This is a genomic window from Rhodococcus sp. MS16, from assembly GCF_013277795.1.
Taxonomy (GTDB): Bacteria; Actinomycetota; Actinomycetes; order Mycobacteriales; family Mycobacteriaceae; genus Rhodococcus_F; species Rhodococcus_F globerula.
In genome coordinates, this window is record NZ_VBTM01000026.1 from 1 (window position 1) to 12,265 (window position 12,265).

The 12,265-nt window shown below is 61.9% G+C and carries 7 protein-coding genes; 3 read left to right on the forward strand and 4 right to left on the reverse strand.

What is annotated here, in order from left to right; genetic code table 11:
- The 3 genes from FEZ60_RS30790 to FEZ60_RS30800 form a co-directional block, all read right to left on the reverse strand.
- Positions 1–5,362, reverse strand: a 5,362-nt coding sequence (locus FEZ60_RS30790; protein WP_172937828.1) for a non-ribosomal peptide synthetase, incomplete at its 3' end; no start/stop codon positions are given.
- Entirely contained in the window at positions 5,355–5,840 is a 486-nt protein-coding gene (locus FEZ60_RS30795; protein WP_052683510.1) for a YbaK/EbsC family protein, read from the reverse strand. The genes FEZ60_RS30790 and FEZ60_RS30795, both read right to left, overlap by 8 nt.
- A 40-nt stretch (positions 5,841–5,880) precedes the next feature.
- On the reverse strand, positions 5,881–6,534 hold the full coding sequence (locus tag FEZ60_RS30800; RefSeq protein ID WP_139053239.1) for a DUF6875 domain-containing protein: 654 nt from the start codon (positions 6,532–6,534) through the stop codon (positions 5,881–5,883).
- A 420-nt stretch (positions 6,535–6,954) separates the two neighbouring features.
- Here FEZ60_RS30800 and FEZ60_RS30805 point away from each other — a divergent pair, with 420 nt between their 5' ends.
- From FEZ60_RS30805 to FEZ60_RS30815, 3 genes are all read left to right on the forward strand, one after another.
- A complete protein-coding gene (locus FEZ60_RS30805) occupies positions 6,955–7,659 on the forward strand; it encodes a response regulator transcription factor (RefSeq protein ID WP_045067232.1) in 705 nt (234 codons plus the stop codon).
- Between the two features lie 130 nt (positions 7,660–7,789).
- Positions 7,790–9,358, forward strand: coding sequence for a PAS domain-containing protein (locus FEZ60_RS30810; RefSeq protein ID WP_095885993.1), 1,569 nt, complete (start codon positions 7,790–7,792; stop codon positions 9,356–9,358).
- Positions 9,359–9,435: 77 nt separating this feature from the next.
- Positions 9,436–10,563 (forward strand): TIGR03364 family FAD-dependent oxidoreductase, encoded by a 1,128-nt coding sequence (locus FEZ60_RS30815; protein ID WP_095885992.1) that lies wholly within the window; start codon positions 9,436–9,438, stop codon positions 10,561–10,563.
- A gap of 56 nt (positions 10,564–10,619) precedes the next feature.
- Here the strand turns inward: FEZ60_RS30815 and FEZ60_RS30820 are convergent, their stop codons facing one another.
- Positions 10,620–12,242: an AMP-binding protein gene (locus tag FEZ60_RS30820; RefSeq protein WP_095887786.1), complete on the reverse strand. Its 1,623-nt coding sequence runs from the start codon at positions 12,240–12,242 to the stop codon at positions 10,620–10,622.
- Positions 12,243–12,265 lie beyond the last annotated feature (23 nt).

A 12,265-nucleotide genomic window follows, 5' to 3' on the forward strand; every position in this document is an offset into this window, starting at 1 on the left:
CACCACATTCCGCCGGCGAGAGGAGACTGATATCCCCCACTCGGGTTGACGGCGCAGTCACGATGTCCTCGAGGATGCGTACAAATCGATCCGCAAAGCCCTGCACGGTATCCCGGTCGAGAATGTCGACGGCAAAACCGAAGGACGCAGACATCCCGGCGGGAGAACCGTCGCCGGGATCGAAGTCCTCGGCGAGACTCAAGTGCAGGTCGTACCGGGCGACCTCGACGTCCACGTCGAGAAGTTCGACGGTCAATTCCGGGAGCGCCAGTTCCGGTAACGCGGCATTCCTGAACTCGAGCATCACTTGAAACAACGGTGAGTGTGCGGTCGAGCGGACCGGATCGATTGCCTCGACCACTTGCTCGAACGGGGTCTGGGCGTGTGCGAACGCCCCCAGATCGCTCTCTCGAACCGTCGCCAGCACCTCCCCGAACGACGACCCGGATGTTACTGCCGTCCGCAACACCACTGTGTTGACGAACATGCCCACCATATCGTCGAGTGCAGCCTCACCACGCCCGGCTACCGGAGTACCCACCACAATGTCGCCGCTCCCACTCAACCGGCTGAGCAGGATGGCCAGCGCCGCATGCATGGTCATGAATATCGTCGAATCATGCTTGCGCGCAAGCAGTTGCAGCGCGCGATGCAACTGCGCACCGATCTCGAAGTGCACTGCGCTTCCTCGCATCTGCCGCCACGTCGGGCGGGCTCGATCCGTCGGCAACGGCAGGACGGCCGGTAACCCGGACAGCGCCTGTTGCCAGTACGTGAGCTCCTCGCCGGCAAGTGAACCCGGATCGGATTCGACGCCGAGCAGGCGGCGCTGCCACAAGGTGTAATCGGCATAGGTCACCGCAAGCGCCGCCCAATCCGGGATTCGCCGGTTCGCCCGCGCAGTGTACGCGGTCATCACATCGCGGGCCAGCGGCGGCATCGACGAACCGTCGGCAGCGATGTGGTGCACCACAATCACCAATACGTGCTGCTCTGGGCCAACCCTGAACAACGCTATCCGTACTGGAACTTCGTCGGTGACATCAAATCCGGACGACGCAAGCCGCTCGATGCGCCCGAGCAATTCGCTCTCACCTGCCACGTCGACCGGACTGAAATCCCGAAGCACTTGCCCTGTCGGAACAACCACCTGGTGCGGACCGTCCGACGATCCGGGGTACACCGTGCGAAGGGTGTCATGACGCTCGACGACGTCTGTCAGCGCCGCTCGGAAGGCGTCGGTATCCAGTTCTCCGGTCAGGCGGAGCGCGATGGGAATGTTGTACGCGGGCGACGATGTGTCCAATTGATTGACCAGCCACATACGATGCTGGGCAAGGGACACCGGAACTCTCTCGGGTCGCACACCTGCCGTCAAAGCGGGCCCCGCGGACGTCCGTCCGTCGGTGCGCTCGATCCAGCCTGCGAGCGCCGTCACGGTAGGTTCGTCGAACAGGTCCCGCACGCCCACTCCCTCGTTGAGCGCTGAATTGATCCGCGCCACAGCTTTGGTCGCGCTCAAAGAATTGCCGCCGAGGTCGAAGAAGTGTGCATCGGCGCCGAGGTGCTCGATGCCCAGCACCTCGCCGAACACACCGGCGATGGTCTCTTCGATGGGGGTTCGAGGCTGCCGGAACTCGGTTCTTGATGCCCCGACATCGGGTTCTGGCAGGGCACCGCGATCGAGCTTGCCGACCGGGGTCAGAGGGATAGCGTCGAGCACGGTGATTGTTGCCGGCACCATGTAGTCGGGCAGCAATCCCCGGACATGGGTTCGTAATTCAGCCGGGTCGACGTTGTTGTCACCGGTGGGAAGCACATACGATGCCAAGCTGGTGTTTGCAGTGGGTTCGGTGTTTCCAGTGGGTTCGGTGTGTCCGAGTGTAACCGCAAATGCCACGCTCGGATGTTCGGTCAATGCCGCATCGATCTCGCCGAGTTCTATCCGGAAACCGCGGATTTTCACTTGAAAATCGTTGCGGCCCAAGTACTCGATTGTCAGACGTCCCTCCTGATCGTGGCGCCATCGCACCATGTCCCCGGTGCGATACATACGGCGCCCCGGAGGCCCGAACGGATCGGCAACAAACCTCGACGCTGTTGTTCCCGTCTGGTTCCGATAGCCGCGCGCCAAGCCGACGCCGCCCAGATATAACTCCCCGACCACTCCGACCGGCACCGGTCGCAGTCGATCGTCGAGGACTACTTCGGCGAGACCGCGGATCGGACCTCCCAGTGTCAGTAGCTCACTACCCGACTCGATCGCCCCGACATTTGCCATGACCGTCGACTCGGTCGGGCCGTAGGCGTCGAACATCAACCGGCCGGCTGACCACCGACCCGCCAATTCCGGCGAACATGCCTCCCCGGCAACAACAAGGCACTGCAGCGAGGTTCGCCCCCGCGGGTCCAGTGATGCCAGCGCGGAAGGTGTGAGGACGGCATGTGTGATCTTCTCGCGATCGAGCAGCGCCGTGAGTTCGTCACCGCCGTATGTGGTTGGCGGCGTGATCACCAATCGGGCTCCCGACCCCAAGGCCCACATCAATTCGAACACCGACGCGTCGAAACTCGGAGATGCACAGTGCAATATTCGCGCGTGCGGCCCCGTCTCGAATCGTGTGCACTGCTCCGTCATCAGGTCGAGCAACCCTCGGTGCGGCACCACCACCCCTTTCGGAATCCCGGTCGACCCGGATGTGTAGATCACGTATGCCGGGTGGTCGATGTCGAGAGTCGCTGTCCGTTCCCCGTCGGTCACCGGCGCAGCGGAGGAACCCACGATCTCGGTAGCGGTGTCCTGGTCGTCGAGCACCAGCCACGGAACCGTCTGAGGCAGTTTTCGGGCATAGCTGGTGTTCGCCACACCGAGTACCGCCCCGGAATCGACGAGCATGTGTTCGAGTCGCGCCGACGGGTATCCCGGATCCACCGGAACAAACGCCGCACCGCTCTTCGTGACGGCCAATAGCGCCATCACCGAATCGATCGACCGCGGCAGTCCGATAGCCACCACCGACTCGGGTCCTATCTCATGGCCGATCAGATAGTGGGCCAGGCGATTCGATCGGCGATCCAGCTCTTCGTACGTCAGTGTGCAATCGCCGCCCACAAGAGCAATCGCGGTCGGATCGGCAGCGACAGCCTCTGCAAAAAGCAGCGGCAAACTCCGTGGTGGCAGTGCGGCCCCACCCCGTACCGGTGTCAGGTATTCATGCTCCGACGGCAAAAGCAGATCCATCTCGTAGATCCGAACCTCAGGATTCGCGACGCCACACTCGAGCACACGCACCAGACGCTCGGCGAGAATATCGATTGTTTCCGGGTCGTACACGTCGGTGGCAAACCCGAGATCCACCTGTACGCCCGAACGTCGACCGGTATCGGTAAACCTCTCGGCTACTGTGATATTCAGGTCGCAGTTCCAGGATGAACGCCATCCGTCGGGCGCGGTGAGAGCCACATCCGCCGCCGTGGTCGGCTCACAGCCACGGACGCCCAGCATTACGTGGAAGAGAGTCGAACCTACAGCCTCCGCGACCCGTTCCGCTGGTACCTGGGCATGAGCGAATGCATCACGCTCGCATCGGTTTACCTGATCTATCAGGTCGGCAAAGGAGATGTCCGGATCGACTCGAGTCCGCAGGACAACCGCGTCGACGACTGGGTCAGCTGCCTCATTCCGCCTGCGAACCGGCGCTCCCACCGAGATGTCGGCGGCGGCAGCCAGGCGAGCCAGCAGTACAGCCAGACCTGCGTGCATCACCGCAAATACTGTCGAACCGCGCTCGCGGGCAATGGATTCAAGCTGGCGATGCAACTCGGCACCCAGTTCGACCTGGCGCGATTCCAACAGCGGGGACCTGTCGGTCGAGCGACGCCGATCCGTCGGCAGGTCCAACCGCGCCGGGAGACCTGCCAGGCTGCGCCGCCAATAGTCCAGGTGCTGCACTGTTTCCATCCGGCGCTTGCCCACCACCGCGCTAGCAGCATGGATTGTGGAAATCGGTGTCGCCGGGCCTGCCGCGGCGAACTCCTCGACAACTGCGACGCAGCCGCGATGATGGCATTGCAACTCGCCTTCCGTATAGCGACCCGGATTTCCCCGGAACTCGACGAATGTTCTTACTGGAGTGCCACTTTGATAGATATTCACCAGCAGATCGTCGATCGGACCTGACGTCAGCACGTGGAACTCACCGCACACCGATCCGAAGTTGATCTCTTGACGGAACAGCATCACGTTGACGATCGGCCCGGTGGCCATGGAACGCCGCGCACCGGCACTCAAGCCACGGGCGATCTCTTCGAGATTGCCGCGCTGATGGCGCAGTGCACCGGTCAACTCGAGTCGGACACGATCGACCAGTTCGCCAACAGTGTCGCCGGGGCGGATATCAATCCGCAGTGGAACGATGTTGACGAGCATTCCGCCTGATCGGCGGAGCACAGCGGTTGTCCGGCCGGAAACGGGGATCTGCACGCAGACATCGGTGTGCCCCGTCATCCGGGAGAGGTAGCAGGCAAACCCGGCAATGATGGTGGCCGCCGACGTTCCGCTCGCGTGTCTTTCCGAATCCATCAGACGCGCAACAGTATTCTCCTCCAACGACGACGCCACCAGCGTGTCGGTGGCGACCGGAATCGCATACCGCTCGGCGAGACTCGAGCCTTCAGTCATGCCCCCCAGTCGCTCGGTCCAGTAGGCGCGATCGGACTCGAAGCGGCTTGAAGCACGGTAAGCGCAGTCGAGTTCGTACAAGGTGCGCAGGTCTACTGTCGGGTTGGGCGGCGGTTCACGCCCCTCCACAGCAGCTGTGTAGATCACGCCCATGCGATTGACCATCGTCACCGCGGCATAGGCGTCGAGCGCTACATGGTGAGCCCGGCCGTACCAGAGGTAGTGAGCATCGCCGACTTGCAGCAGCGAGGACGCGATCAAACGCTCACGCATGGGATCCGTCGGCGTTGTGTATTCGTCGCGCATCCAGGCTTGTGCTGCCGCTACCGGATCGTGCTCACCACGAAAGTCGACAAATCCCAGTTCCTTGTCCTGACTGGGATCAAGCATTTGGCGGGGCTCGCCATCGACCTCGATCAGTCGGAGGAACGCCCACTGGACCTCTCGTCCAGCGGTTACCGCCACCGAGCGGAACAGCGCAAGATCAAGTTCTCCGTGGAACTCGACGTATTCGGCGATGCAGTGCGGCAGTTCCGGAACGAGTTGCTGCGCAAGCCACACACCGTATTGAGCAGACGACAGCGGAAACGGATCTGAGGGTGGATCGGCGGGAGTAAGTTCGGGATCCGCGTTCGATTCGGGAACGCGGGCGTCGTTGCTACTGAGTCGAATCTCATCCATCAGTTATCTCCACATTCTGTCCATCGCACGCTTCGGCAAGATCCCACGGACTCAGCTCGACCTCGACGCCGACGTTCCCGCCGCCAACCACGACAGTGGAGTGGGCCATCAGAGATGTGTCGATGACAACCACAATGTCGCGCGGCAATCCGAGCGGTGACACTCCGAGACGTTGATATCCACATTTCTTCGAGACGCTGTCCTCACCCGCCACTTCCAGCCGACCCAACCCCAGATGACGGGAAATCGACGCCATGTCGATCCGCCGATCGATCGGGCACACCGCAAGGACAAGACGGGTTCCGGACTTTTGTTGCAACAGGATCGATTTCGTGATCCGACCCAGCGGAATCCCGAGTGTCCTCGAAACATCTTTCGGCGATAAAACTGGAAGATCGAAAGTGGAGTGGTCATGAACAATGACCGGGAATTTGAATTCTTCGACCGCCGCAGCAACTTGATCGTGCAATTCATTCACGGTGCACTCCTGCCCATTGTTCGAACTCCAGCGCGTCGTGCTAAGACTCCAGTTTCGAGACGATGTAGGCGCGGGCAGGCGGCGGAACAGTTGGCGCAAACCGCTTCAAATACGCAGCCATCCATTCGGAACGTTCGGTCAGGAACGGGTAGTCCGTGCTGACCATGTGCCTCACCGCCAGCATCGGAAGCGGTGCATCCAGTGGTTTGAAGTCGTCGTTCCATAAACCGGGCCTGGTACACCCTGGATAGAACTGTCCCAGCATCAGGCCTTTGTTGATGAAAGTGGACTTTCCATACGACTGAACCGCATCAATGATCGAGAAATCAGTCAGATCCGGAAATATCGCCAGAATCGCCTTGAATATTGCATCTTTCCCGTCACTGGGACTCAGCTCCGGAAATATGTCGGCCATGTCCTGCGCGATCTTTGTCATCAAGGAAAAATCTATGTTGTCACCTTGGACGATTCCTGCCCAGAAAAGGCGTCGTTCCAGCGATGGACCGGTAAATGGGCACACCGGACCTGCTCGCCCCAAATCCTGGTGTGGCTCAGTGAGATACCGGCGTGCCCAGTTTCGAAGAATTCCCATAGTCCGATCCGGACTATCGAATTCTTCCTCGTCCAAGATATTGAGGAATTCTATGTGCGATCTGGTACCTACAATCCGTTGATACGCCATTCGATTCGTCATTGTCGCAATCCTTATCACTGGCGAGGCTCCGCTTGTCGATAACGAAACTGTGCCTCCTGAGGAAGAACGTCGCGATCACGAGAGACCAATCTTCCGACCACGACCGTCACGCCTGTCGGTAGTGCGCTGACGGCACAGGTGCTCCTTGCAATGTGGTCATGTTGCCTCCCGAAATTACTTCTGACTCCCAGAATCGTCGGCACACGTACCGATGTCGTCACCGCTGACGCCCATCTGCGCTACCGACTGCCCCCACTGCCGCCATTCCCGCTACCTTCAATGCCATCACCGAGTCGCCCCGGAGCAACATCGCTGTCCTCGCGTATACCTGCAGACCGCAACTCGGTAGGCTCGAAGTTGATCGGCCCGGCGACGTTTGGGTGAACACCCAGTCATGGACCGGGAGTCTCGGAGTCGACGATGACAGATTTCAGTTTCGTTGCACCACATCGAGATAGAGACAGCAACGGCCGCAGCGCAGTCCGGGTGGTGCTGGCCGAGGACGACGTCCTACTCCGCGAAGGTCTCGCAAGCCTGCTGACCCGCTCGGGCGTCGACGTTGTGGGTCAGGCCGGCGATGCGGAGCAATTGCTGGATTCGGTCCGGGAAATGTCGCCGGATCTTGTGGTGGTCGACATCCGAATGCCACCGACTCATACGACCGAAGGACTCGACGCGGCCAAGGTGATCCGCGACGAACTCCCGGAAACCGGCATTCTGGTCCTGTCGGCGCACGCCGACGTCGAGCAGGCAATGGAGTTGCTCGCAAGCGGTCAAGGGATTGGCTACCTGCTCAAGAGCCGCATCACCGACGTGGACGATTTTGTCGAGACCCTCCAGCGAATCGCCAAGGGCGCGGCAGTTATCGACCCTGCCTTGGTTCGGGAGTTGGTGACGGCTCGCCGACGCAACGACCCACTTGCCGCCCTCAGCACGCGCGAACGAGAAGTGCTGGCATTGATGGCTGAAGGACGTTCGAACGTGGGTATCGCCCACAGGCTGTGTGTCACGCCGGGCACCGTCGAGAAACACGTCCGCAGCATTCTCACCAAACTGGAACTCACCGAGACCGGTGAAAACCACCGCCGAGTACTCGCTGTTGTCACCTACCTCCAAGCATGCTGACTGCTCGAGTCTCCAAGCGCACGCGCGATGGCTTAGTCACCTGCCGTCGCCGTAGACTGAAGCAGGAAACCGATGCCTCGTCAGCGCTGGGCGGTATGGCCGCGGCAATTTTTGTCGCAACGGGTTACTCATGGATATTTTTCGGACGAGAATCGCCCCGGGTGAGACGGTCGGATTGTTGGGCCGCCTGACGGAGTTGCTGCGCTCGACTCGTGATCGCAAATCGAGCGATCACGCATCCGCGGTCGGCGTCGACGATCTCGAGAAGTTCTTCGATCTTTCGTCCGATCTGCTCTGCATCGGCGGCATCGACGGTTTCTGCAAGCGAGTGAACCCGGCGTTCGAGAAGGCACTCGGGTACACGTCACAGGAAATGTTGAAGCGACCCTTCCTGGATCTTGTCCATCCTGCCGACAGAGCACGAACCATCGAGGCTCTCGACGATCTGGCCCGAGGTCTTCCAGTTGCACAATTCGAATCCCGACTCGTCTGCCAAGACGGCTCCGCGCGATGGATCGAATGGAACACCGTCCCGGCGCGCGATTCGCTCTATGCGGCCGGCCGCGACGTGACGGAGCGCCGCGTGGCCCAACAGATGATCGAAGCGAGCCATGCGGAGCTCAGGGCTCTCGTAGAGCAACAGGCCGCACTCCGACGCGTTGCGACCCTGATTGCGCACGGCACTTCCCCGTCGGACGTATGCGCTTCCGTCGCAGCGGAATTGACCCGAATACTGGGCAATCGATCGACCGGTTTGTATTGCTTCAGTCCTGACGGTATGTCCATGTTGGTGGCCTCCAACACAGAACCGGTCGGTGGGTCTGCGCGGGGCGCACCCCACCCCGTCGACGGCGAAAGTATTGCGGCACGAGTCTTCCGTTCCGGCCACTGCGCTCGGATCGACTCGGCGCAGAACTCGGAGGTCGGCGTGCCGATCGTCGTCGACGGCAACCTGTGGGGCGCGGCGGTGGTCGGGTCAACCGGCCCCGATCCCCTGCCGCCAGACACCGAAGCACGCGTCGGCGACTTCACTGATCTGTTGGCAACCGCAATCGCCAACGCTCAAGCCCACACACAACTGACCGCGTCGCGCGCCCGGATCGTCGCCGCCGCCGACGACGCACGGCACAGACTCGAACGCGATCTGCACGACGGTGCACAACAGCGCCTCGTCTCGCTTGGACTCGCGCTCCGGTCCGCTGAAGCGTCGGCGGATACCGAACCGGCCGCGCTCAAGGAACAGATCTCCGACATCGTGGCAGGACTCAACGATGTCTCCGCCGATCTCCGAGAAATCTCACGCGGAATCTATCCTGCAATCCGGTCCAAGGGAGGTCTCGGCCCAGCACTGAAAGCCCTTGCCCGCCGCTCCGCGATTCCCGTCGATCTGGATCTGCACCTCGACCCGCGAGTGCCGGAATCCACGGAAGTAGCGGCGTACTACGTCGCAGCGGAAGCCCTGACAAACGCAGCTAAACATGCCCGCGCGTCGGGGGTGCACCTGCAGGCCAGAACAACCGGCACCCACCTCGAACTCTCGGTCCGCGACGACGGGTCCGGAGGTGCCGACCCCGCCAAAGGGTCCGGACTGACCGGAATCAGGGATCGCGTCGAGGCCCTCGGCGGCCAGTTGGAAATCATTTCTCGAGCCGGCAGCGGTACCGCACTTCTTGCCGACATACCGATGGACGCCCCGTGACTGGTCTATACCAATCGTTAACCTGTTGTTCGTTTCGATGATCCTTGCTGGTCTAGACCAAAGGTCATGATCGCTTCATGCAAATTTTGATTGTCGGTGGCGGGATACTCGGAACGACGCACGCCGACGAGGCCATCCGCCGCGGACACGACGTCATCCATCTCGAACGTGAACCCGAAGCCCGTGGTGCAACGGTACGAAACTTCGGATTGGTCTGGGTATCCGGGCGAGCGCCTCACGAACTCGAGGCCACTCTCCGATCGCGAGAACTATGGGCCGATCTAGCCGTTCGCGTCCCGGGAATCGGATACCGCGCGGCCGGCTCCATCACCCTGATGCGCACGGAGGAGGAAGTTGCGGTAGCCGAGGAAGCGTTTGGGCGAGAAGACGCCGAGAACCGCGGCTTTTCGCTTCTCGACGCCGACGCAGTTCGCGTCATCAACCCCGCACTCCAAGGCAAGTTCCTCGGCGGCTTGCACTGCACTCTCGACGCAGCCGTTGAATCGCGCCAAGCGCTCCCGGCAATCCGCGGCTACCTCGGCGCCACCGGAAGATACACATTCCACGCCGGCACGGAAGCCCGCGAGATCACCACCACCGAATCCGGCGTTCACATTCGCGACGACCACGGACGCAGCTACGACGCAGACCTGGTAATCGTCTGCCCCGGAGCCACATTGGGCGGGTTGGCCCGCGACCTGGCCGGAGACCTTCCCCTTCGCCGAGTGCGCCTGCAGATGATGCAGACAGCGCCGCTCGGCGAAAAGCTCACCACCGCAATCGCCGACGGTGACAGCTTCCGGTACTACCCCGGCTTTGCGGGACCCGCACTGGATACCCTCCACAAAGTCCAGCCTCAAGAGCCGACTGCCGAACAGCACCGCATGCAACTCCTGTGCGTCCAGCGCCTGCACGGCGGGCTCACGATCGGCGACACCCACGAGTACGAGGAGCCCTTCAACTTCGACGTGGACGAGGAGCCATATCGTCACCTGTCCGGCGTCGTGGAAACCCTTCTCGGACGCGATCTTCCACCGATCGTCAAGCGTTGGGCCGGCGTGTACAGCCAATGCCTCGATCCCAGACAGCTGGTTCACCGCGCGCAAGCTGCCGACAACATCTGGGTGGTTGCCGGTCCCGGCGGGCGCGGAATGACGCTCGGCCCTGCCCTGGCCGAACAAACTGCTGATCAACTCGGACTCTGAAAACCTGCTGTGCGCCTTTGTCAACCGCCCGCGGTTAACAAAGGCGCACAGTGGGATTACCCCTTACGTAAGATGTACCGCTGGACCTTGCCACTCGGAGTCTTGGGCAGGCTCGGAACGAAGTGCACCGTACGCGGGTAGGCGTGAGCGGCAAACTTCTTCTTCACCAGGGTCTGCAGTTCCTTCTCCAAATCGTCGTCACCATCGACGCCTTCGCGCAGAACGACAAACGCCTCGAGAACTTCTCCGCGCAACTCGTCCGGCATACCCACAACCGCAGCCTCGATGACGTGCTCGTGCATGACCAGCACGCTTTCCACGTCGAAGGGGCCGATGCGGTAGCCCGCCATGATGATGACGTCGTCGTCACGCGAGGAGAAGAAGTAGAAACCCTCCTCGTCCGTCATGCCCGCGTCGCCGGTGATGTACCAGCGTCCGTCTTCGGTGAAGCGCTGCTTCGTCTTCTCCGGTGCGTCGACGTACCCGGTGAACCACATGAGTGGACTGTTGTGGGTATCGATCGCCACCCGGCCCGGTGTCCCGGCCGGAGCAATGTCGTCGGAATTGTCTTCCAGCACAGCGGTGGACCAGCCCGGCAATGGCAGACCCATCGAACCGGGGCGTACGTCCTCACGCAGACCGTCGGCCCACGCGTTGACGATGAACATGCCGTGCTCGGTCTGCCCGTAGTGATCCCGAACCTCGACGCCCAGCGAATCCTTGGACCACGCAACAACATCCGGCGTCAGCGGCTCACCTGCGGACGACGCGCGCCGTAGGGAGATACCGGCGGGGACAGGTGTCTTGTCAGCACGCAGGCTGCGGTACACCGTCGGTGCTGCGGCAAAATTGGTGACACCGAACTTCTCGATGATCTGCCACGTCAACGGCGCGGAGAAACCGGCGTGCAGTAGCAGGCTTCGAGTGCCTGCGGCCAACGGTCCGAGCAACGCGTAGTACAGGCCGTACGCCCAGCCCGGATCAGCGGCGTTCCAGAACACGTCGTCGCCGCGGACGTCGAGACCGAACTCCTGATACGCGTGGAACGACGCCAGCGCACGCACCGGAACCGGCACGCCCTTGGGCGTTCCCGTGGTGCCACTCGTGAACAACTGCACCATCGGGCCGTTGCCGCCGACAGCCTGAGCAGCGCCCTTCGGATCCTCGGCGTCCTGCGCCGCGACCAGGGTGCCGAAGTCCAACTCGTCGCCGACAGCGCCACCCGCAACGATGATCCGCCACGGGGCGTCGGCGGGAATGTCTTCACCCGGTGCCAACTTCTCCAGCTGATTCGCGTCGGAAATGACGACCTTCGCGCCGCTGGCAGTCAAGCGGAACGCAATTGCCGGAGCGGCAAACGCGGTGAACAACGGCACGTGAACTGCGCCGCGGCGCCAGATACCGAGCAGCGCGACCACCAGATCGGCGGACTTGCCCATGAGCGTCGCGACGTGGTCACCCGGTTCGACTCCGAGGTCCGACAGTGCCGCGGCAAACCGGGCGGACTGCTCACGTAGGTACCCGTACGTGAGGTCCACTGAGCTAAGGTCTGCCTCGACAACGGTGAAGGCAACGCCGTCCGCGGGGTGCCGGTCGCAGAGCAGTTCTGCGGCGCTGGCCTCGGGGGTGTCGTACTGATCCAAAAGCTCACGCACCCGCGCCGTGGGATCGGTGCTCATCAACATGCTCCTTTTTCATGGTC